Here is a 23,195-nt window from a genome sequence, read left to right as displayed (position 1 = left end):
TAGCAAATGAGTGGCAACTTCCTCGCTCTGGCACAGCCGGGCGTGCAACAACTTTCGCCGTACGTTCCGGGCAAGCCTGTGGACGAACTGGCGCGCGAGCTGGATCTGGATCCGGCAAAAATCGTCAAACTGGCGAGCAACGAAAACCCATTGGGCGCCAGCCCGAAGGCATTGGCGGCGATCCGCGATGAGCTGACCGAGCTGACCCGCTACCCGGACGGCAATGGTTTCGCCCTGAAATCGCTGCTCGCCGAGCAGTGCCGCGTCGAGCTGAATCAGGTCACGCTGGGTAATGGCTCCAACGACATTCTTGAGCTGGTTGCGCGTGCCTACTTGGCGCCGGGCCTGAATGCGGTGTTCAGTGAGCACGCTTTCGCTGTGTATCCGATTGCTACCCAAGCTGTCGGTGCGCAGGCCAAAGTCGTTCCAGCCAAAGACTGGGGCCATGACCTCCCGGCGATGCTTGCGGCCATTGATGCCAACACCCGCGTGGTGTTTATCGCCAACCCGAACAACCCGACCGGCACCTGGTTTGGCGCCGAAGCGCTGGACGAATTCCTGCAAGACGTTCCCGAGCATGTGCTGGTGGTGCTCGACGAGGCGTACATCGAATACGCCGAAGGCAGCGACTTGCCGGACGGTCTTGACTTCCTCGCGGCGTACCCGAACCTGCTGGTGTCGCGCACCTTCTCCAAGGCCTATGGTCTGGCCGCGCTGCGCGTCGGTTATGGCTTGTCGACCCCTGTCGTGGCGGATGTGCTGAACCGCGTTCGCCAGCCGTTCAACGTCAACAGCCTCGCCCTTGCCGCAGCTTGTGCAGCATTGAAGGACGATGAGTATCTGGCGCAAAGCCGTCAGCTCAACGAATCCGGCATGCAGCAGTTGCAGGCCGGTTTGCGCGAGCTGGGGCTGGGCTGGATCGAGTCCAAAGGCAACTTCATCTGCGTCGATCTCGGCCAGGTCGCGGCGCCAATTTTCCAGGGCTTGCTGCGCGAAGGCGTGATCGTGCGTCCGGTGGCCAATTACGGCATGCCGAACCACCTGCGCGTGACCATCGGTCTGCCAGCGGAAAACAGCCGTTTCCTCGAGGCGCTGCGCAAGGTTCTGGCTCGTGGTTGATGTCACTGCGCTGCAACCTGCTGCACCTATGATCGGTCGCCTTGTGGTGGTCGGTCTGGGGTTGATCGGTGGTTCGTTTGCCAAGGGTTTGCGTGAGAGCGGCCTGTGCCGTGAAGTGGTCGGCGTCGATCTGGATCCGCAATCGCGCAAGCTCGCGGTCGAATTGGGTGTGGTCGATCGTTGTGAAGACGATTTGGCGGCAGCTTGTGTCGGTGCCGATGTGATTCAACTGGCGGTGCCGATTCTGGCGATGGAAAAACTGCTCGCGCGTTTGGCTGTTATGGATTTGGGTGCGGCGATCCTCACGGATGTCGGCAGTGCCAAAGGCAACGTGGTGCGCGCGGCGACTGAAGCGTTCGGCGGCATGCCGGCTCGTTTCGTCCCGGGGCACCCGATTGCCGGTTCCGAGCAGAGCGGGGTAGAGGCCTCGAATACCGAGCTGTTCCGCCGACACAAGGTAATCCTGACGCCGCTCAAGCAGACCGATCCTGCCGCCCTGGCGGTGGTTGACCGGCTCTGGCGCGAACTGGGCGCCGATGTCGAGCACATGCAGGTCGAGCGTCACGACGAAGTGCTTGCCGCGACCAGTCATCTGCCGCACCTGCTGGCCTTCGGTCTGGTCGATTCATTGGCCAAGCGCAATGAAAATCTGGAGATCTTCCGTTACGCTGCCGGTGGTTTTCGCGATTTCACAAGAATCGCCGGAAGCGACCCGGTGATGTGGCACGACATCTTTCTCGCCAACCGCGAGGCTGTCCTGCGCACACTCGATACATTTCGCAGCGACCTCGACGCCTTGCGCGACGCGGTCGATGCAGGGGATGGGCACCAATTGCTGGGCGTTTTCACGCGCGCCCGGGTTGCCCGCGAGCATTTCAGTAAAATCCTGGCCCGCAGGGCCTATGTGGACGCTATGAATTCCAACGATCTGATCTTCCTGGCTCAACCTGGTGGCCGCCTGTCCGGTCGGATTCGCGTACCGGGTGACAAATCGATTTCCCACCGTTCGATCATGCTCGGCTCGCTGGCCGAAGGCGTCACCGAAGTCGAAGGTTTTCTCGAGGGCGAAGACGCCCTGGCGACCTTGCAGGCCTTCCGCGATATGGGCGTGGTCATCGAAGGCCCGCATCACGGCCGCGTGACCATCCACGGCGTCGGCCTGCACGGCCTGAAACCGGCGCCGGGCCCGATCTATCTGGGCAACTCCGGCACCTCGATGCGTCTGCTCTCCGGCCTGCTGGCGGCGCAGAACTTCGACAGCACTCTGACCGGCGACGCATCGCTGTCCAAGCGGCCGATGAATCGCGTAGCCAATCCTCTGCGGGAAATGGGCGCGGTCATCGAAACCGCCGCTGAAGGTCGTCCACCGATGACCATTCGCGGTGGTCACAAGCTCAAGGGTCTGACCTACACCATGCCGATGGCCAGCGCTCAGGTGAAGTCCTGCCTGCTGCTCGCCGGTCTGTACGCTGAAGGCAAGACCACCGTCACCGAGCCGGCACCGACTCGCGATCACACCGAGCGCATGCTGCGTGGCTTCGGCTACCCGGTCAGCGTCGACGGTGCAACGGCTTCGGTCGAATCCGGCGGCAAGCTGACCGCGACTCACATCGAAGTGCCGGGCGACATCTCGTCGTCGGCGTTCTTCCTGGTAGCGGCCTCGATCGCCGAGGGTTCCGAGCTGGTGCTTGAGCACGTTGGTATCAACCCGACCCGCACCGGCGTGATCGACATCCTGCGTCTGATGGGCGCTGACATCACTCTGGAAAACCAGCGTGAAGTCGGCGGCGAGCCGGTAGCGGACTTGCGCGTAAGGGCAGCTAGACTCAAAGGTATCGAGATTCCAGAAGAACTGGTGCCGCTGGCCATCGACGAATTCCCGGTACTGTTCGTCGCGGCTGCGTGCGCCGAAGGGCGTACCGTGCTGACCGGCGCTGAAGAGCTGCGGGTCAAGGAATCCGACCGGATCCAGGTCATGGCGGACGGCTTGCTGGCGCTGGGCGTCAAGTGCGAACCGACCCCGGACGGTATCATCATCGACGGCGGCCAGATCGGCGGCGGTGAAGTGCACGGTCACGGCGACCATCGTATCGCCATGGCCTTCAGCGTCGCTTCGTTGCGCGCTACCGCACCGATCCGCATCCACGATTGCGCCAACGTCGCGACCTCGTTCCCCAATTTCCTCGCACTGTGCGGGCAAGTCGGCATTCGTGTGGCACAAGAGGCTCAGTCGTGAAAAACATTGCACCGGTCATCACCATCGATGGGCCAAGCGGCTCCGGCAAAGGCACCGTCGCCGGGATTCTGGCCAAGCGTCTGGGCTGGAACCTGCTGGATTCCGGTGCGCTTTATCGCTTGCTCGCGTTTGCGGCGCACAACCATGGCGTCGACCTGACCAATGAAGAGCTGCTGAAGACATTGGCCGCTCATCTGGATGTGCAATTCATCGCCGCGACCGAAGGTCAGCTGCAGCGGATCATTCTGGAAGGCGACGAAGTCAGCGATGTCATTCGCACCGAAAGCGTCGGTTCCGGCGCCTCGCAAGTGGCTGCGCTGCCCGCTGTGCGCGAGGCGCTGCTGCAGCGTCAGCGTGCATTCCAGGAAGCGCCGGGCCTGGTGGCCGACGGCCGCGACATGGGTACGGTGGTTTTTCCGGACGCACCGCTGAAGATTTTCCTCACCGCCAGTGCCGAGGAGCGGGCGCGCCGTCGATATTTGCAGTTGAAGGGCAAAGTCGAGGGTGTTAGTCTGTCGAGTCTGCTAGATGAGATCCGTGCACGCGATGAGCGTGACACCCAGCGCGCGGTAGCCCCGCTCAAGCCGGCGGCCGACGCGATTCAGCTGGATTCCACGGAGCTTTCCATCGATCAGGTGCTTGAACGCATCATGAGCGAGATCGCCATTCGCGATATCGCCGGGTGACCAAGAGGGCCACAGGGGACCAGTCATAGTCCTGCGGTGCTTCTTTTAAATGAAACTAACCCACACCGTCTGGGGTGTGGAGATGGGCGTTTACTTCGCCCTCATCTACAGGAATTAAAATGAGCGAAAGCTTTGCGGAACTCTTTGAAGAAAGCCTGAAAACCCTGAACCTTCAGGCAGGCTCCATCATCACCGGTGTTATCGTTGATATCGATTACCAGGCTCGCTGGGTAACCGTTCACGCTGGTCTGAAGTCTGAAGCACTCATCCCGCTTGAGCAGTTCTACAACGATGCTGGCGAACTGAACATCAACGTTGGTGATGAAGTTCACGTTGCTCTGGATTCGGTTGAAGACGGCTTTGGCGAAACCAAGCTGTCCCGTGAAAAAGCCAAGCGCGCTGAATGCTGGATCGTTCTGGAAGCAGCCTTCGCAGCCGAGGAAGTGGTCAAGGGCGTTATCAACGGTAAGGTTAAAGGCGGCTTCACTGTCGACGTTAACGGCATCCGTGCGTTCCTGCCAGGTTCCCTGGTTGACGTCCGTCCAGTGCGCGACACCACGCACCTGGAAGGCAAAGAGCTGGAATTCAAGGTCATCAAGCTGGACCAGAAGCGCAACAACGTTGTCGTTTCCCGTCGCAGCGTCCTCGAAGCCGAGAACTCCGCCGAGCGTGAAGCTCTGCTGGAATCCCTGCAGGAAGGCCAGCAAGTCAAAGGTATCGTCAAAAACCTCACCGATTACGGCGCATTCGTCGATCTGGGTGGCGTGGACGGCCTGCTGCACATCACCGACATGGCCTGGAAGCGCATCAAGCATCCTTCCGAGATCGTCAACGTTGGTGACGAAATCGACGTCAAGGTTCTGAAATACGATCGCGAACGCAACCGTGTTTCCCTGGGCCTGAAGCAGCTGGGCGAAGATCCATGGGTTGCTATCAAAGCCCGTTACCCAGAAGGCACTCGCGTTACCGCTCGTGTAACCAACCTGACCGACTACGGCTGCTTCGCTGAGCTGGAAGAAGGCGTTGAAGGTCTGGTACACGTTTCGGAAATGGACTGGACCAACAAGAACATCCACCCTTCGAAAGTCGTACAAGTCGGCGACGAAGTGGAAGTCATGGTTCTGGATATCGACGAAGAGCGTCGTCGTATCTCCCTGGGCATCAAGCAGTGCAAGTCGAACCCGTGGGAAGACTTCTCTGGCCAGTTCAACAAGGGCGACAAGATCTCCGGCACCATCAAGTCGATCACCGATTTCGGTATCTTCATTGGTCTGGACGGCGGCATCGACGGTCTGGTTCACCTGTCCGACATCTCCTGGAACGAAGTGGGCGAAGAAGCCGTACGTCGTTTCAAGAAGGGCGACGAGCTGGACACCGTCATCCTGTCGGTTGACCCAGAGCGCGAGCGCATCTCCCTGGGCATCAAGCAACTGGAAAGCGATCCGTTCTCCGAGTACGTCTCGGTTAACGACAAGGGCGCTATCGTGACCGGTACCGTGAAAGAAGTTGACGCCAAAGGCGCCATCATCGTTCTGGCCGACGACATCGAAGCTACCCTGAAAGCCTCCGAAATCAGCCGTGACCGCGTTGAAGACGCGCGCAACGTTCTGAAAGAAGGCCAGGAAGTTGAAGCCAAGATCATCAGCGTTGATCGCAAGAGCCGCGTAATCCAGCTCTCGATCAAGTCGAAAGACGATGCTGAAGAGAAAGAAGCCATCCAGAGCCTGAAAGCGGCTCCGGAGGGTGAAACTGACACCACCATGGCGGCACTGCTGCGTCAAGCAATGGCCAAACAGAACTGAGTTCTGCTTGATCATTAAAAAGGGCGACTTCGGTCGCCCTTTTTTGTGTGTGCGATTTGGTCTTTGCACGTCCGTGCATGAAACCAATGTCTTCGCGTGCAGGTCTGTTTCTTTAATCGGATCAATCGCCTATTCGCGACTAAGCTTGGTCTTGAGCATTAGTCGTCAGGCTTGCCTGGCATAAGGAAGTGGATGAACAAGTTACTTGTTGTTGCAATGGTTTTGGCCTTGGCAGGCTGCACCACCAGTGCGAAAACCCATGCAGTGCGCGGCGTCAGTGGTATCGAAGTTGACTGCTCCGGTCTCGGCTCTAGTTGGGAAAAGTGCCAGAAGCGTGCGGCGAAGGAGTGTAAAGGCAAGGGCTACAAGGTCATCACCCGTTCTGATGATGCGAAGGATGAAGACGAATACCCGTTCGGTTTCAATCCCGCAGGCTTTGTAACCCGGACCATGCTGGTGATGTGCCGTTAGGTGCGACTTGCCATCGGGATGCCCTGAAAAAGGGCGTTTTGACCCCGGGAAAGATATGTCAATCCCTGGGCTGTTCAAAATCATCCGGGCATGCTAAAACCTTTCAAGCGCTGATCTAGCTGCTTGAAAAAGAAGGGAAAAATATGACGAAGTCGGAGTTGATCGAACGAATTGTCACCCATCAAGGGCTACTCTCATCCAAAGATGTGGAGCTGGCCATCAAGACCATGCTTGAACAAATGTCTCAGTGCCTCGCCACCGGTGATCGCATCGAGATCCGTGGATTCGGCAGCTTCTCCCTGCACTACCGCGCGCCGCGCGTCGGCCGCAATCCAAAGACCGGCCAGTCTGTCAGCCTGGACGGTAAATTCGTTCCGCATTTCAAACCGGGCAAGGAATTGCGTGACCGCGTGAATGAGGAAGAGGAGGAGGGCGCTTGATCTTCGCTATTCAAATTCAAGGGGGCGTGAATGCGTAACCTCAAACGCATACTGGTTGGCGTTTTTCTTCTGCTGATGGTTCTGGTTGTTCTGGCGTTTGTACTGGAAAACCAGCAATCGGTTTCGCTTTTGTTTCTGGGTTTTTCCGGTCCGCAGTTGCCGGTGTCGGTTGTTGCAGTGTTGGCGTTGCTGATCGGTATGTTGATCGGTCCAATTTTGGGTTGGTTTCTGGGACGCTCGTCCAGAGCTGCACGCAAGCGACTGGTCTAAAGGCGACAGGCGCGCGGCATCTGTCGAAATTGCGCCTCAGCCTGTCTTTATCCATTAGTAAAAGCATCATTAAGCTGTAAAATGCGTCCCTTGTTCGATCGTGCCTTCGCATGTCGATTCAGACTGACTCTGACGGATGCCAACTGATAGTTGCTTCTGCATTCATGGATTAGACCGCGCTCGCTTGCAGCGCTGTCCGCAGCTCAAGGGTATCGTTTCGCGTGAAAATTCTAGTTACCGGCGGCGCCGGCTTCATTGGCTCGGCAGTCATCCGTCACATCATCTCCAACACTTCCGATGCAGTGGTCAACGTCGATAAGCTGACTTACGCCGGCAATCTGGAGTCCTTGGCAGAAGTCAGCCAGAATTCGCGTTACGCCTTCGAGCGCGTCGATATCTGCGATCGTGACCCGATCGACCGTGTCCTGCGTGAACACCAACCAGATGCAATCATGCACTTGGCCGCAGAATCACACGTCGACCGCTCGATCTCCGGCCCGTCCGAATTCATCCAGACCAATATCATCGGTACCTACACGCTGCTCGAAGCAGCGCGCCACTACTGGGCTGCGCTGGATGACACGCGCAAAGCCAACTTCCGTTTCCACCACATTTCGACCGACGAAGTTTACGGAGACCTCGAAGGTCCGGAAGACCTCTTCACCGAAACTACCCCTTACCAGCCAAGCTCGCCGTACTCGGCCAGCAAGGCCAGCTCCGACCACTTGGTCCGTGCCTGGGCGCGTACTTACGGCCTGCCGACACTGGTTACCAACTGCTCGAACAACTACGGTCCATGCCACTTTCCTGAGAAGCTGATCCCGCTGATCATCCTCAACGCGCTGGAAGGCAAACCGCTGCCGGTGTACGGCAAAGGCAACCAAGTTCGTGACTGGCTGTACGTCGAAGATCATGCACGCGCGTTGTACAAAGTCGTCACCGAAGGCGTGATCGGTGAGACTTACAACATCGGCGGTCATAACGAAAAACAGAATATCGAAGTAGTGCATACGCTATGTGCCTTGCTCGATGAGTTGCGTCCCAATTCTGCCCATCGTCCGCACGCCAGCCTGATTACTTATGTTCAGGATCGTCCTGGTCATGATGTGCGTTATGCAATCGATGCCAGCAAGATTCAGCGTGAACTGGGCTGGACGCCGGAAGAGACGTTTGAAACCGGTATTCGCAAGACTGTGGAGTGGTATCTGAACAACGCTGAATGGGTTGAGCACGTGAAAAGCGGCAGCTACCAGCAGTGGATTGACCAGAACTACGCGGATCGCTCGAGCAAAGCATGAAGATTCTGCTTTTAGGAAAGAACGGTCAGGTGGGCTGGGAGCTGCAACGTTCCCTGGCTCCGCTTGGCGAGCTCGTCGCGCTTGATCGTCATCCGGTTGATGGCCTCAGCGGTGATCTGTCCAATCTTGAATCCCTGCGCGCAACGATTCGTCAGGTAAAGCCTGACGTTATCGTTAATGCGGCTGCTTATACGGCAGTCGACAAGGCTGAGTTGGAAACCGAGTTGGCGGACCGCGTGAACGGTCTTGCGAGTGGCGTAATGGCTGAAGAAGCCGCTGCGTTGGGCGCTTGGCTTGTTCACTATTCAACGGATTACGTCTTCAGTGGCCAGGGCGTGACGCCATGGCAGGAGACGGATCCTGTTGCGCCGGTGAACCATTATGGCTCCAGCAAACTCGCGGGCGAGCAGGCGATCATTGCGTCGGGTTGCAAATATCTGATCTTGCGCACCAGTTGGGTGTACGGTGTTCGCGGTAATAACTTCGCCAAGACCATGCTGCGTTTGGCCAAAGATCGCGAAACGTTGAGCGTGATTGCGGATCAGATCGGAGCACCGACCGGGGCTGATCTGATTGCCGATGTTACAGCTTTGACTATGCAGCAAGTTATCAAGCATCCAGAGTTGGCTGGGCTCTATCATCTGGCCGCTGCGGGCGAAGTGTCCTGGCACGGATATGCCAGTCACGTAATTGACTTCGCAAAAGCCCAAGGCGAGGAGTTGGCTGTGGAGACAGTCGATCCGATCGAAACAACGGCCTACCCCACGCCGGCGCGTCGCCCTCTGAACTCACGTCTGAATACCCAAAAACTGCGTGACAATTTTTCTCTACACTTGCCGGATTGGCGAAGTGGTGTAACCCGAATGCTTAGGGAAGTTCTGAATAAATGAACACGACAAATCGTAAAGGCATCATTCTCGCCGGTGGATCGGGCACGCGCCTGCATCCACTGACTCTTGGTGTGTCCAAGCAAATGTTGCCTATCTACGACAAGCCGATGATCTTTTATCCGCTGTCGGTGCTGATGTTGGCGGGAATGCGCGAGATTCTGATCATCTCGACGCCTGAAGACTTGCCTTGTTTCCGCAAGCTTCTGGGGGATGGCAGTCTATATGGCATCAAGTTGACCTATGCCGAACAGCCAAGTCCTGACGGTCTGGCGCAAGCTTTCATCATCGGTGAAGAGTTCATCGGCGATGATCCTTGCTGCCTGATCCTGGGCGATAACATTTTTTATGGTCAGCATTTCTCCGACAATCTGCGTTCAGCGACCAGCCAGCGACAAGGCGCAACGGTATTCGGTTACCACGTTTCCGATCCGGAACGGTTTGGTGTTGTCGAGTTCGACGCCTCCGGCCGCGCGCTGAGCATCGAGGAGAAACCGCTGAAGCCAAAATCCAGCTACGCTGTGACTGGCCTGTATTTCTATGATAATCAGGTAGTCCAGATTGCCAAGAACATTCAGCCTTCGGAGCGTGGAGAGCTGGAGATCACTGACGTCAATCGTGCCTACCTTGAGCAAAAGTCGCTGAATGTTGAAATGCTGGGTCGCGGTTTCGCCTGGCTGGATACCGGGACCCATGATTCCTTGCTGGAGGCGAGTCACTTCGTGCACACCATCGAGCAGCGCCAAGGCTTGAAAGTTGCGTGTCTTGAAGAGATTGCTTTCAATAATGGCTGGATCGACGCCGAACAGCTGGCCAAACAGGCCGACAGCCTGAAGAAAACCGGCTATGGACAGTATCTGCAGAAACTTCTGGATTCCAGCACTCGCTGAGTCCGTTGTCTCGCTCACTTTGTCAGAACCGTGCAAGCAGGAATGGAATGCCAGTAACAACTCCCCGGGTTGCAGTTTTGCTGGCTGCCTACAACGGAATGCAATGGATCGAAGAGCAATTGGCTTCGATCCTCGCTCAATCGGCGGTGCAGATCACCGTTCACATCAGTGTTGATGCCTCTGACGATGGTACGGAGGGGTGGTGCGAAAATTTTGCCGCCCGCCATGCGCACGTGTTCCTGTTGCCGACGGGTATTCGCTTCGGTGGGGCATCGCGCAATTTTTTCCGGCTGATCCGCGACGTCGATTTGCAAGAGTACGACTACGTCTCCTTTGCCGATCAGGATGATGTCTGGCATGTGGACAAACTTCAGCGGGCAATCTCCTCGATGCGCGAGCGTAGCGTGGATGCGTGCTCCAGCAATGTGACCGCGTTCTGGGAAGATGGCAGGACTCAGTTGTTGAACAAGGCGCAACCGCAGACTCGGTGGGATTTTCTTTTCGAAGCCGCCGGCCCCGGTTGTACGTATGTGCTGAGTGCACCGCTGGTGCAGGCGATGAAGCAGTCGATGTTGGCGCAATGGAGTGGGCTGCAGGAAGTCAGCCTGCACGATTGGTATTGTTACGCCTTTGCTCGCAGCCACGGCTTTCGTTGGTATATCGATCCCCATCCTTCGATGGACTATCGACAACACGAAAGTAATCAGGTCGGAGCGAACACCGGCCTTGGTACGATGATCGCCCGCTATAAAACCATTCATGATGGCTGGTGGTTTACTCAGGTTGCGTTAATCGCACGTCTTACGGGGCAGTCTAGCGATCCCTTTGTCGGTTCGTGGCTGGCACTGCGTCGCTGGCAATTGATCAGGCTCTCGTTTTCGTCCTGGCGCTGCCGTCGCCGGGTCAGGGATCGTGTGTTGTTTTTCCTCATCTGCTGGGCGACGGCCCTTGCCGGGAAATCCGCCCAATGAGTGCGCCAAGAGTCTGGGTGACCGGGGCAAGCGGATTCGTCGGTGAGGCGCTGGTCATGCACTTGCTGCTGGGGCGAAAGTTTACGCCGGTGGCGGCTGTGCGTGGCGGTACGCGTCTACTCGGGTTGTGTCCTATTGTGCGATTTGAACTGGGAGCAACCTCGCCCGCGCAGTTGGTCGGTATACACATCGTCGTACATGCGGCTGCCAGGGTACATGTCATGCAAGAGACTGCGGACGATGCATTGGCCGAATTTCGTCGCATAAACGTCGATGGCACCCTGCAATTGGCCCGCTCGGCTGCTCAGGCCGGGGTCAAGCGATTCGTTTTCATCAGCTCAATCAAGGTCAATGGTGAGAGCTCGCCTCCCGGGCGTCCTTTCACGGCGCAGGATAGACCGGCACCGCAGGATCCTTATGGGATTTCCAAGCTCGAAGCGGAGCACGCGTTGCGGTTGCTTGGTAGTGAAACCGGCATGGAGATTGTGATCATTCGCCCGCCACTGGTTTATGGCCCCGGCGTAAAGGCCAATTTTCTCAGTCTGCTCAAGTGGCTCGACAAGGGGATGGTTCTGCCTTTAGGCGGCATTCGCAATCAGCGCAGCATGGTCGCGCTTGGCAACCTGGTCTCGTTTATCGAGACCTGTCTCGACCATCCGGCCGCAGCGGGGCAAACTTTTCTGATCAGCGACGGCAGTGATTTTTCGACACCTGGCCTGCTGCGTCGATTGGCTTCGGCCCTAGGGAAAAAGGCGCGCTTGCTGCCTGTCCCTGCGTTGCTGCTGCTGATCTGTGCAGCTGCCGTGGGCAAGCGCGCTGTGGCTCAGCGAGTCTGTGAATCGTTGCAGGTGGATATCAGCAAAAACCGCGAGATGCTGGGCTGGGTGCCGCCGATTGATGTGGACATTGCCATGCGTCGTACTGCAAACCATTTTCTGGATAGGCATAAATGATTATTGGTGGTTTGTTGCTTCTTGCCATTTTCCTGCTGTCTTGGGCATTGACTTGGGGAGTGCGACGTTACGCGTTGACCAAAAGCCTGATGGATATTCCCAATGAGCGCAGTTCGCACTCGGTACCGACCCCTCGGGGCGGGGGAGTGGCGATTGTCATCAGCTTCCTTTTGGCCCTGCCTATTTTCGGCTGGCTGGGGTTGATGGATCATGCTGCGCTGGTCGCACTTTCAGGCAGTGGGTTGCTGGTGGCACTGATCGGCTTTGCCGACGATCATGGACACATCGCTGCAAGATGGCGGTTGCTCGGACATTTTCTTGCGGCAATTTGGGCTCTATTCTGGTTGGGTGGGCTGGCTCCGATTTCGGTGTTGAACCGCACCGTTGATCTGGGTTGGATGGGTCATGCACTTGCGGCGGTTTATCTGGTTTGGATGCTCAATCTCTATAATTTCATGGATGGTATTGACGGGCTGGCGAGTGCCGAGGCGCTGTGCGCCTGCTTGGGCATTGCACTGGTTTACGCGTTGATCGGCGCAGTCGAGCCAATCTGGGGCGTGCTGGCGATGAGTGCGGCGGTTGGTGGTTTTTTGTGCTGGAACTTTCCACCCGCACGAATCTTCATGGGAGATGCCGGCAGCGGTTTTCTGGGCATTGCCCTCGGGATTATGTCGCTGGATGCGGCAACCCATTCACCAGAGCTGTTGTGGAGCTGGGTCATTCTTCTTGGCGCATTCGTGGTTGATGCAACCTTGACGCTGTGCAGGCGACTGCTCAACGGTGAAAAGGTCTATCAGGCCCATCGCAGTCATGCCTATCAATACGCGGCGCGACATTTTAAAAGCCACAAGGCAGTCACCCTGGCGGTAACCGGATTGAACCTTTGCTGGTTGATGCCATGGGCGGTCGTGGTCGCGTTGGGCCTTGTGCCAGGAGTGGCCGGGCTGATCGCCGCTTATATCCCGCTGTTCTGGTTGGCTATCAGATTTCAGGCCGGCACCCGGGAAATGCCGCCAATCTCTTGAGGCCAGGCCAGCCGGGCGTGGGAGCCTGTATCGGATAATGCTATGATTCGCGACCCCCGCGCGGGGAGGCGTTGGGAGCGCAGGCGTCGGGTATCCTCATGGTCGACTTACGAATCTCTGTCCAGTGCCTTTCGTGACAATCCAGTCAATTTGATGTTGATCAGTTCAATCAGTGTTGGAGCAGTACTAAATGCAGCATAAGGATAATAATTTAAACCTGCTTCGGCTGATCGCTGCGTTGATGGTTCTTTATGCCCACTCGTTTGCGTTCTATGGCAATCCCCCTCCCGGCTTCCTTGGACTCGCCTCTTATGGTGGCCTCGGTATAGAGATTTTTTTCATTATTAGCGGTTATTTGATCGTGAAGAGCTGGGACTTCACCCCCTCGGCCACCAACTTTCTGATCAAGCGTTCCTTACGGATTTTCCCGGCACTGATAGTAGTTGTCCTGATAAGTATGTTCATTCTCGGGCCGCTATTCACCACGTTGACAGTCGGCGAATATTTCAACCACCCGGAATTCTGGGCGTATCTGAGAAATATCATCTTGAGCCCGGTGTTCTATTTGCCCGGTGTACTTGAGCATGCAAGAGTGCCTAACGCTGTCAACGGTTCGCTGTGGAGTTTGCCGGTCGAATTCTTCATGTATCTGGTGGTCATGGCGCTGGGACTTGTTCTGCGCAGCTCGCGCTGGGCCTATATTGCGGTAACGGCACTGTTCGCACTGACAGTGATTTTCTGGTGCTGGCGCGATGCCCCGTCGGTGGTGTTTTACGGCACTGATGTGCGCAATGTTTTCCTCACCGGTATCTACTTCATGATTGGCGCCTGCTACGCGAAGTGGCGGCTCGAACGTTGGTTCAGCCTCTCAGGTGTTTGTATGCTGATCATGGCGACCATTTTATTGGCGCCGTACGCCCCGGTGTCCAAAATTCTTTTATGGTTGACCTTGCCATACGTTGTTCTGGCTTATGGTCTGTCCAGCAGTCGACTGGGCAGCTGGGTCAATCGTGTGGGTGACTGCTCATACGGCGTATATATTTACGCATTCCCGGTTCAGCAGTTTGTCCTGCTCAAATTTCCGAATATTTCCTACCCTTTATACTTGTTCGTCACCATTGTCATTACCTTAGTGCTCGGATACGCCTCGTGGCATCTGGTAGAAAAACGTTTGTTGAAGTTCAAACCCAAGGATAAGTCCAAGGCTATGGTTGGTATTGATAACGTCAAACCGGTATTCGTGCCAGAAACCGGTGAAAGTCTTAAGTCGATGAGCCCGGATCGTTAAATGAAATTCATGATGTCGTGCGGTAGTGTTGAAGCGGTGGTGATTATGGTTGCGAAACGGGGAGCTACGCGATGAGTTGGCTCAGAGGCATGCTGGCGGATCGCAGGATTCTGTTGAGCCTGGTTTCCAATGATCTACGAGCCCGGTATTTGACCAACTACCTTGGTTTTTTATGGGTCTTTATTCAGCCTTGCGCAACCACATTGATTTTGTGGTTCGTGTTTCAGTTCGGCTTCAAAGCAGCGCCTCACGGGGACTTTCCCTTCGTCCTTTGGCTGGTGTGCGGGCTGGTTCCCTGGTTTTTCACCGTGGAGGCGTTGAACGCCGGTTGCACCGCAGTCAAGGAAAACAGCTTTCTGGTGAAGAAGATTGTTTTCAAGGTTTCTCTGTTGCCACTTGTGAAACTTACTTCGGCTGTACTCGTTCACGTGTTCTTCGTGTTCATCCTGTTGCTGTTGTTCGTTATTTATGGCTACGAACCCAACCTTTACTGGCTGCAGGTCGGTTATTACATCGCGTGCCTGTTCATGCTGTTACTGGCGATCGCCTGGATCACCAGTTCGGTGGTGATCTTCTTCCCAGATCTGGGTCAATTGGTGGCCATGGCCACTCAATTCGGTTTCTGGCTGACGCCTGTATTCTGGGATATTGATGCGATTCAGGGGCGCGCGGCTTCCTACCTGCGCTTGAATCCTTTCGCATACATAGTCGAAGGTTTCAGAGATTCGCTGATTCGCGAGGTCTGGTTCTGGGAGCGGCCTACCCAAACCCTGTTTTTCTGGGGGGTATTGATCGTTCTGGCGCTGGTTGGCTGGCGCACGTTCAAAAAATTGAGACCTCACTTTGCGGATGTTTTGTAATGAATGCAGTGAATGAGAGCGCAATCAGCGTCCGTAATGTCAGTAAGGTGTATCGGCTTTACAATAAGCCGGTTGACAGGTTGGTCGAGGCTCTTTCGCCATTCGGCAAGCACCGCCACCATGATTTTCACGCACTGACCGATGTTTCCTTCTCCGTTGAAAAAGGCCAGACGGTAGGGATCCTGGGAAAAAATGGTGCGGGCAAAAGTACCCTGTTGAAAATTCTCACGGGCGTCCTCACCCCGTCCAGCGGTGAGGTCACGGTTGTCGGCCGGGTCGCCTCACTGTTGGAATTGGGCGCTGGCTTCAACCCCGATTACACCGGCGTGGAAAATATCTATTTCCAGGGATCGCTGATGGGCTACTCCCATGCCGAAATGCAAACACGTATTGCGGCGATACTGGAATTTGCGGACATCGGTGATTTCGTCAACCAGCCCGTGCGCATGTACAGCAGCGGGATGTTTGCGCGACTCGCATTTTCTGTGGCGATCAACGTCGAGCCGGATGTGTTGATCGTGGACGAAGCATTGAGCGTCGGTGATGCCGGTTTTCAGCTCAAATGCATGCTCAAGATGAAGCATATGCAAGAGCGCGGAACCACGATTCTGTTCGTCTCTCACGATACCCAATCGGTCATCCGCTTTTGCCAAGCGGTAATCGTGATGCAGAACGGCCAGATCATCGACTACAGCACCGATGTATTGACGGCGACCAAAAACTACGAAAAGAAAGTTCGTAACAGCAGTGCCGCTGCGGCAACCACTGTCGCAGAAGAACTGCACGTCGACATGTCGTATGAAAAGGAACTTGGCGATATTTCGGAAGTTCGATTCGGTTCTCACGCCGCGAAAATCAACGCCGTGGATTTTTACAGCGCAGATGGCACGTTGACCAGTCACTTCGAGCCCACCGAAGACGTCACCATGCATTGCTTCGTCCAGTCCAGCACGCAGATCAAGGAAGTGGTGATGGGCTACTCACTGCGAGACGCGAAAGGTGTCGACGTCGCGGGGGACAATACGTTATTGGCCGGATGCAAGTTTGACCTCGATGCGTGCGCCTACAAAATCAGTTTTTCCTTCCCGCTGAATGTCGCGCCGGGTGAGTACTTCCTGTTTATCGGAATGGCCAGTCTGGACGGCGAGCGCGTTGAACTGGATCAACGTTGGCCGATGCGCAAAATCAGCGTATCGGGTGGACGACAGATCGTGGGAGTCGCTTATTGTCCGTCAACAGTCAACGTTGTGAAGGTTGTTTGAATCATGCTTAAGATCGGTAATGCGACTGTTGCAGAAACAGTACGATTTCATGTTGATGAAACCGCCGAGTGCATCATTGAGGATGATGTTCAATTGCGCGACCACGTCGTCATCGAGTGTGGTGCGGGCGGTTATCTGCGCATCGCTTCCGGTACGGTCGTCAACTATGGAACCTGGATCAATGGCAGCGGCAAGGTCAGCATAGGCAAAGATGTGCTGATTGCCCCCAACGTATCCATCACTTCATCGTCTCACCGTTATGACCTGCGGGCGCCGATCAAGGATCAGGGGTTGCGTCTCGCCAACGTGAACATTGGAGACGATGTCTGGATCGGCGCCAACGCGTCGGTTCTGGCCGGGTCGGATATCGGCCGCGGCGCGGTGATTGCGGCGAACTCGGTGGTGAAATTCAATGTGCCTGCTGAAAGCATCGCGGCGGGCGATCCAGCGGTTAAAGTGGCATCGCGCAAGTATAAGCGTGTGGTGTTTTACACTTTGCCGCTGATACTGCGCGAGCGGCCAACACTGTTCAGCAGCATTGTAGATGTCTATCTGCCGCTGGCGAACAAGTTTGCCGACGAGGGTTGGGAGTGCGTGTTTGTCGGTTCCGACGAACTTAGAGACGAGTATCCCGAATTCAGGCACAGCTGGATCAGTCCCGCTGCTTACGGTGCAGATTACGCGCAATCCAGTCATCCTGACTGGTTAGCGGACTGGAAGTGCTTGCTCAACAAACAACCGTTGGCATTTCATGACCGGTTTGTTGCATCGTTGATCGAGCAGGTGGAGCCCGACCTGGTGTTCTGCTGGAACTACGATGGCAGTTTGGAGACGGCCTGCCAAGCCAGGAATGTCCCACTGATTTTCAACGAGTTGGGTATGTTGCGCGCACCCAACCCGATGGCCTATTACTCGGATACCCGGGGAGTCAACGTGCGCAGTGGCTTCAGCGCCGAGTTCGCTGAATATCAGCTGCAAGCTGCGGATCTGCCGAAGGATGCAGCTCTGACGAAGCTTGCGCAGATGGAAGACCTCTATCGCTTCCAGGGCGCCGACCGGGTTCCCACGGTGCTGATCCTGCTTCAGGTACAGGATGATTCCAACATAATCATGGGATCTCCGTTCGCAAGCATGGCCGAGTATGTCAGGCATGTGCTCGCTGCGGTTGACGGCGCGCCGTTCACGGTAGTCGTCAAACCTCATCCGCTGGATGAGGTGCCGGATCTGCCTGGGCACGTTCAGGTCGCCAACAAGGAAGACAGTATCACCGACCTGATTGCCGGCGCGGACGTGGTGTTCACGATCAACTCCTCGGCAGGTTTTGAAGCCGCATTGGCAGGCAAAACGGTATATGCCTTGGGCAAAGCGCCCTATAGTGGCACCGGGCTGACCATTGACGTTGAACGCCCGCAGGATCTTCTGTCGCTTTGGCAAACCCACGGTGCGGTGTCGCCATGCTCGGCAGAGTTGCGCGCACAGGTTCTGGATTTTGCCCAGTCGCGTTACTTTCTGAGCGAGGCGCAATTCAACGAGCCTTCGGCACACCTCACTCGACTGGCACGCACCATGCCCCTTGAGTCGGAGCGAGGCGAGTTTGATCCGGATCTGGAAAGCTACCGCCAGCAATCCTATATCCGCTGGCTCGAAGAAAAGATTCAGGAAGCGCAAGGTGAGCTTGCGACCATCAATGACAGCTTTCTGGCCGCAAGGGGCGAGCTGACGAATGTCAGGGAAGAACTGCTTTTGACGAAGGACCAACTCTCAGACATGCAAGACAATTTCAACTCAGCGCAGGACCGATACCGGCAAGATAACGATGACCTGGTGCAGATCCAGAGCCAGCTCCTTTTGGAGCAAGAGCAACTGAATCTCCAGCTCGAATCCCGCAAATCAGAGGTAGAGGCGCTCGAGCACAATCTTCATCACGTCTATGCCTCTAAATCCTGGCGTTTGACTCGACCGATCCGTGGCTTTCGGAGATTGCTGTTGTGGGGCTACTGGAGGTTCCGCAGCCTGTTGCTGCGTGGCTACTGGAGGTTCCGCAGCCTGTTGCTGCGTGGCTACTGGAAGTTCCGCAGTCTGTTGCTGCGTGGCTACTGGAGGTTCCGCAGCCTGTTACTACGCGTCTACTGGCATTCTCGTAGCCTCTTCGTCAATCCTCGCGCCGTCCTGCGGCCGATCTACCAGAAACTACCGTTTCTGATCGGCGTGCGCATGCGCTTGGGCCGAATTGTGAGCGCAGCGCAAGCGAAAATGATGCGCGCCATCAATTCACAGCACAACCTGAAGGCCATACAGACGATTGCCGATCGACGCTTTGGTTATGCGCCCGGTACTCCGCTGTTCGACGTACAACCCGTGGTCGATATCTCGGTCGTGACTTACAACAGCAGCAAATGGGTCGATGGGTTTTTCGCGTCTGTAAAAGCGCAACAATATCCGCTGCACAAGCTCAATCTGTGTTTCGTCGATAATGGATCCAAAGACTCTACAGTAGGTGATCTGCAGCGTTGGAAAACTCAGCTGGGCACCGAGCTTGCGGGTTTTGAAATCATCCAGGGAGGGAACGTCGGCTTTGGGCTGGGGCATGACAGGGCGATCAAAACCGGGCATGCGGAATTTGTGCTCATCAGCAATATCGATATTGTCTTCGCACCTGACTCGATCTCCCGAGTCGTGGCAACGGCGCAGGCGGACACTCCGGGTGCCGTCGCCTCATGGGAATTACGCCAAGCGCCGTACGAGCATCCGAAATATTACGATCCTGTCACCCACGAGACCAACTGGTCTTCCCATGCCTGCATCCTGATTCGGCGCTCTGCGTACGCCAAAGTGGGCGGGTACGAACATGAAATATTCATGTACGGCGAAGATGTCGAGTTGTCTTACCGATTCCGTTCCTACGGCTATCAGTTGAAATACTGCCCAGGCGCAGTGGTGTATCACTACACTTATGAACACGAAAACCATGTGAAACCGATCCAGTTCACCGGCAGTACGCTGGCGAACGCCTACCTGCGCCTGCGTTATGGCGATTTGAGTGACAGGTTCGGTGCGTTGGTTCTTCAAGCGGCTCTGTTGTTCCGGCCCGAAGTGTATGCCGGAGCGCGCCGTGATCTGATCGGCAACATCGGCAAGGTACTGCGCAAGGCCCCCCACTTTTTGTCTGGCAAGGGCAGCAGCAAAGAGGCCAGTTACCCGTTCCGTGGTTTTGACTACGAGATGATCCGTGACGGCGCGTTCTGGACGATAGGTGAACCACTGGCCGAAGCTCCCCTGGTAACGATCGTTACCAGGACCTACCGCAACCGCAACGAGTTCCTGCGTCAGGCAATCATGTCGGTGCTCAACCAGACATATCCGAACGTGGAACTGGTGATCGTGGAGGATGGCGGCGAGACCATGAAGGATCTTGTTGCCGAATTTCAGTCTCCGGATGGTCGCCCGATCCGTTTCTACGGGATGGACAAAGTGGGTCGTTCGGTCACCGGTAACTATGGCCTCGAGATGGCTCGGGGTACCTATTGCATGTTCCTCGATGACGATGATCTGTTGTTTTCTGATCACGTCGAAGTACTGGTCGCAGCGCTGGCCAAGAACCGCGAATCGGTAGCCGCGTACTCGCTTGCTATGGAGGTCGGGACAAACGTTGCCGCTGATGGTCGTTACATTGAGGTCAGTCATGAAACGCCGTCGTACTACAAGCACGAGTATGACTATGACATTTTGCTGGATCACAATTTCATCCCGATCCAATCGCTGCTTTTTCAACGATCGCTGTATCTGCAGCGGGGTGGTTTCGAGACGGACATGAGCAATTTGGAAGACTGGAATCTTTGGCTCAGATACGGATACGGCAACACGTTTACGTATGTGGCCAAAACCACCTCCCTGTTCCGCACACCAGCCGATCCGAACGTACGTCTGGAGCGGCACAAGTTGTTGCACGAGGCTTACAACATGGCCAAGGACAGAGCGGCAAAGTCTTGCGAAAGTTACAGTCTGTCAAACTGAAATAGATCAAAAGATGATCGTCACCAAGAAAGAGCCATTTGGGTATGGCTCTTTTTCAAGGATCTGATGATCAAGCGGACCTTACGCGCTAGCCGCTGATAGCGAGTTTTCGATCGTAGTAAGGTCTTAAAAGATGACCGGTTCGTCGGAACATCGGAATTATTGGCGGATTCAAGCAAAAGCCTGGCTGATTAGGGTTAAAGTGCGTGAGGGGGCGGAAGTGGATTCGTCCAGATCTCATTGCCTGGTGAAGGGAGGTCTCGGAGGTGCTAGACATCAATATGGACAGAATAAGGCTGTTTTTGTTGGGGCTGCCGCGCCGGCAAAAGAGAATGTTGCAAGTTGTCACCGACATCTTCCTCGTTTGGGCCGCGTTGTGGATGGCATTCGTGGTGCGACTCGGCGTGGACGAGATGGTCAACCCTTTCAAAGTCCACCTGTGGCTGTTTATCTGCGCTCCTTGTGTTGCCATCCCCCTGTTTGTCCGTTTCGGCATGTACCGCGCAGTCATGCGTTATTTCGGCAACGATGCTCTCGTGGCGATCATCAAGGCTGTCAGCCTGTCCTCTCTGGTTCTGGCGCTCGTCGTTTACTGGTACAGCAATCATCAAGTCGTTGTGCCACGGTCGATCATATTCAACTACTGGTGGTTGAGCCTCGTCATTATCGGTGGTCTGCGTTTGTGCATGCGTCAGTACTTCATGGGAGACTGGTTTACCGCCGCGCAACATGTCCCGTTCACCAGTCGCGATGATGGTTTGACCAAGGTCGCAATCTACGGAGCGGGTGTGGCGGGCAATCAGCTGGTAGCAGCGTTGCGCATGGGTCGGGTGATGCGGCCGGTTGCCTTCATTGATGATGATCCGGGGATTTCGGATCGCTCGATATCCGGCCTCCAGGTTTATAAACCTAAACACATTCAGCAAATGATCGATGTGACTGGCGCGCAGGAAATTCTCTTGGCATTGCCTTCTTCGACCCGTGCCCGGCGCCGGGAGATTCTCAATCTTCTGGAAGGGTTCCCGCTTCACGTGCGCAGTGTGCCGAACTTCACCGATCTAGCCAGCGGACGGGTCAGAGTGGAGGACATTCAGGAGGTAGATATCGCCGATCTTCTCGGGCGCGATTCGGTCCCGGCCCAAGCCGACTTGCTTGAACGTTGCATCAAAGGCAAGACCGTGATGGTGACAGGCGCCGGAGGCTCAATTGGATCGGAACTTTGCCGGCAGATTTTCACCATGTCACCGACCACGCTGATCTTGTTTGAACACAGTGAGTTCAACCTTTACAGCATTCTGTCAGAACTGGAACAGCGCGGAAGCCGGGAGTCGGTATCGATTCGCCTGTTGCCTATCCTGGGTTCGATCCGTCATCAGGACAAGCTGCTGGATGTGATGAAAACCTGGAAGGTCGACACGGTGTATCACGCAGCGGCGTACAAACATGTGCCGATGGTCGAGCACAACATCGCCGAGGGTGTGTTGAATAACGTCATCGGAACGTTGAACACTGCTCAGGCCGCTTTGCAGGCAGGGGTCTCGAATTTCGTATTGATCTCGACCGATAAGGCGGTGCGCCCCACCAATGTCATGGGCAGCACCAAGCGACTCGCCGAGTTGACGCTGCAGGCCCTGAGTCGGGAGGTGGCGCCGGTTTTGTTTGGCGACAAGGCAAACGTCTCTCGGGTTAACAAAACGCGCTTCACCATGGTGCGCTTTGGCAATGTCCTTGGTTCCTCCGGCTCGGTCATTCCGTTGTTTCATAGCCAGATCAAGGCAGGTGGACCGCTCACAGTCACTCACCCGAAAATCACTCGGTATTTCATGACCATTCCTGAAGCGGCCCAACTGGTTATTCAGGCCGGTTCCATGGGGCAGGGTGGCGATGTGTTCGTGCTGGATATGGGCGAGCCGGTAAAAATCGTCGAGCTGGCCGAGAAAATGATCCATCTATCAGGGCTTAGTATTCGTTCCGAACGCAATCCACAGGGTGATATTTCCATTGAATTTACCGGGTTGCGCCCAGGGGAGAAACTCTACGAAGAGCTCTTGATCGGCGACAATGTTGCGGCCACTCCGCATCCGATGATCATGAGGGCCAATGAAGATCATTTGTCGTGGGATGTGCTGAAGGGGCGATTGCACGAACTGCTCGCTGCAGTCGAAAAGGATGATTACTCCCGTGTGCGTCAGCTTTTGCGCGAAACGGTGAGTGGCTACAACCCTGACGGCGAGATCGTTGATTGGATCTACCAACAGCGTCGAATGGAGCCCTGACGTGTGTTTTCCAAGAGGCGAGCACTCGATGCACCCCGCCAGCTTCAGGATGTGCAACGCACTTGGTTAGAGGACGCCAGCGGTACATCCCAAATGGGATAAACGAAGATATGGCCACGAGAGGAGCGCCAATTAACAGCATCAGATGAACCGGCGCGAAGTATCATCTTTCAATACCTAGCACGATAAATGTCACCACAGACCAGTTCAAACCAAAGCGAGGTCTGTGGAGTCCTGCAGCAGATGCTTTGCGCCGTCGTGGCAGTCCGGGAAACAATGCCCTCATTCAATCCATAAACGTATCCAGCATCTAAAGGTGATGCTCATTGAAGAAAGTGGGAGTAATCAGAATGGGCACCCGTGCCTAAAAAGCAAATTTACTTATAATTTATTAAACAGTCATCCGCTGGTGATAAAACGCATACGAAATCCACAGTGTAGTCGAGG

General features: G+C 55.7%; 18 protein-coding genes. All 18 read left to right on the top strand.

Annotation, left to right across the window (positions count from 1 at the left end):
- The first annotated feature begins 6 nt into the window (after positions 1-6).
- The 18 genes from hisC (at position 7) to J2Y90_RS24210 (ending at position 22,748) form a co-directional block, all read left to right on the top strand.
- Positions 7-1,119 (top strand): histidinol-phosphate transaminase, encoded by a 1,113-nt coding sequence (gene hisC, locus J2Y90_RS24295; RefSeq protein WP_253504204.1) that lies wholly within the window; start codon positions 7-9, stop codon positions 1,117-1,119.
- Positions 1,120-1,147: 28 nt separating this feature from the next.
- A complete protein-coding gene (locus J2Y90_RS24290; protein WP_253505333.1) occupies positions 1,148-3,355 on the top strand; it encodes a bifunctional prephenate dehydrogenase/3-phosphoshikimate 1-carboxyvinyltransferase in 2,208 nt (735 codons plus the stop codon).
- Positions 3,352-4,041 (top strand): (d)CMP kinase, encoded by a 690-nt coding sequence (gene cmk / locus J2Y90_RS24285; RefSeq protein ID WP_024013869.1) that lies wholly within the window; start codon positions 3,352-3,354, stop codon positions 4,039-4,041. The genes J2Y90_RS24290 and cmk overlap by 4 nt, the downstream gene beginning before the upstream one ends.
- 119 nt (positions 4,042-4,160) lie before the next feature.
- Positions 4,161-5,843: a 30S ribosomal protein S1 gene (gene rpsA / locus J2Y90_RS24280; protein WP_253504202.1), complete on the top strand. Its 1,683-nt coding sequence runs from the start codon at positions 4,161-4,163 to the stop codon at positions 5,841-5,843.
- A gap of 192 nt (positions 5,844-6,035) precedes the next feature.
- Positions 6,036-6,314, top strand: coding sequence for a hypothetical protein (locus J2Y90_RS24275; protein WP_253504200.1), 279 nt, complete (start codon positions 6,036-6,038; stop codon positions 6,312-6,314).
- Between the two features lie 143 nt (positions 6,315-6,457).
- Entirely contained in the window at positions 6,458-6,754 is a 297-nt protein-coding gene (gene ihfB, locus J2Y90_RS24270) for an integration host factor subunit beta (RefSeq protein ID WP_007950920.1), read from the top strand.
- Between the two features lie 30 nt (positions 6,755-6,784).
- Positions 6,785-7,024, top strand: coding sequence for a LapA family protein (locus tag J2Y90_RS24265; protein ID WP_253504197.1), 240 nt, complete (start codon positions 6,785-6,787; stop codon positions 7,022-7,024).
- Between the two features lie 221 nt (positions 7,025-7,245).
- Positions 7,246-8,322 carry a dTDP-glucose 4,6-dehydratase gene (rfbB, locus tag J2Y90_RS24260; protein ID WP_253504194.1) on the top strand — a complete coding sequence of 359 codons (1,077 nt, stop codon included), beginning with the start codon at positions 7,246-7,248 and terminating at the stop codon, positions 8,320-8,322.
- Complete coding sequence (gene rfbD / locus J2Y90_RS24255) at positions 8,319-9,212, top strand: dTDP-4-dehydrorhamnose reductase (RefSeq protein WP_253504191.1); 894 nt, start codon at positions 8,319-8,321, stop codon at positions 9,210-9,212. Before rfbB ends, rfbD begins: the two co-directional genes overlap by 4 nt.
- Complete coding sequence (gene rfbA / locus J2Y90_RS24250; protein ID WP_253504188.1) at positions 9,209-10,099, top strand: glucose-1-phosphate thymidylyltransferase RfbA; 891 nt, start codon at positions 9,209-9,211, stop codon at positions 10,097-10,099. Before rfbD ends, rfbA begins: the two co-directional genes overlap by 4 nt.
- 47 nt (positions 10,100-10,146) lie before the next feature.
- Entirely contained in the window at positions 10,147-11,070 is a 924-nt protein-coding gene (locus J2Y90_RS24245) for a glycosyltransferase (RefSeq protein ID WP_253504185.1), read from the top strand.
- Positions 11,067-12,023: an NAD-dependent epimerase/dehydratase family protein gene (locus J2Y90_RS24240; RefSeq protein WP_253504182.1), complete on the top strand. Its 957-nt coding sequence runs from the start codon at positions 11,067-11,069 to the stop codon at positions 12,021-12,023. Before J2Y90_RS24245 ends, J2Y90_RS24240 begins: the two co-directional genes overlap by 4 nt.
- The gene (locus J2Y90_RS24235; protein ID WP_253504179.1) at positions 12,020-13,048 is read left to right on the top strand and encodes an MraY family glycosyltransferase; all 1,029 of its coding nucleotides are present in this window, start codon (positions 12,020-12,022) and stop codon (positions 13,046-13,048) included. The genes J2Y90_RS24240 and J2Y90_RS24235 overlap by 4 nt, the downstream gene beginning before the upstream one ends.
- Positions 13,049-13,238: 190 nt before the next feature.
- Positions 13,239-14,336, top strand: a complete 1,098-nt coding sequence (locus tag J2Y90_RS24230; protein WP_253504175.1) for an acyltransferase family protein — start codon at positions 13,239-13,241, stop codon at positions 14,334-14,336.
- A 71-nt stretch (positions 14,337-14,407) separates the two neighbouring features.
- Positions 14,408-15,196, top strand: coding sequence for an ABC transporter permease (locus tag J2Y90_RS24225; RefSeq protein WP_253504172.1), 789 nt, complete (start codon positions 14,408-14,410; stop codon positions 15,194-15,196).
- Positions 15,196-16,458: an ABC transporter ATP-binding protein gene (locus tag J2Y90_RS24220; RefSeq protein ID WP_253504169.1), complete on the top strand. Its 1,263-nt coding sequence runs from the start codon at positions 15,196-15,198 to the stop codon at positions 16,456-16,458. Before J2Y90_RS24225 ends, J2Y90_RS24220 begins: the two co-directional genes overlap by 1 nt.
- A gap of 3 nt (positions 16,459-16,461) precedes the next feature.
- The gene (locus J2Y90_RS24215) at positions 16,462-20,472 is read left to right on the top strand and encodes a glycosyltransferase (RefSeq protein WP_253504165.1); all 4,011 of its coding nucleotides are present in this window, start codon (positions 16,462-16,464) and stop codon (positions 20,470-20,472) included.
- A 281-nt stretch (positions 20,473-20,753) separates the two neighbouring features.
- Positions 20,754-22,748 carry a polysaccharide biosynthesis protein gene (locus J2Y90_RS24210; RefSeq protein WP_253505330.1) on the top strand — a complete coding sequence of 665 codons (1,995 nt, stop codon included), beginning with the start codon at positions 20,754-20,756 and terminating at the stop codon, positions 22,746-22,748.
- Positions 22,749-23,195 lie beyond the last annotated feature (447 nt).

Source organism: Pseudomonas koreensis (assembly GCF_024169245.1).
In the GTDB taxonomy this organism is placed as follows: domain Bacteria; phylum Pseudomonadota; class Gammaproteobacteria; order Pseudomonadales; family Pseudomonadaceae; genus Aquipseudomonas; species Aquipseudomonas koreensis_F.
The sequence above is the reverse complement of the archived record's forward strand: the minus strand, read 5'-3'. Positions and strand labels throughout refer to the sequence as shown.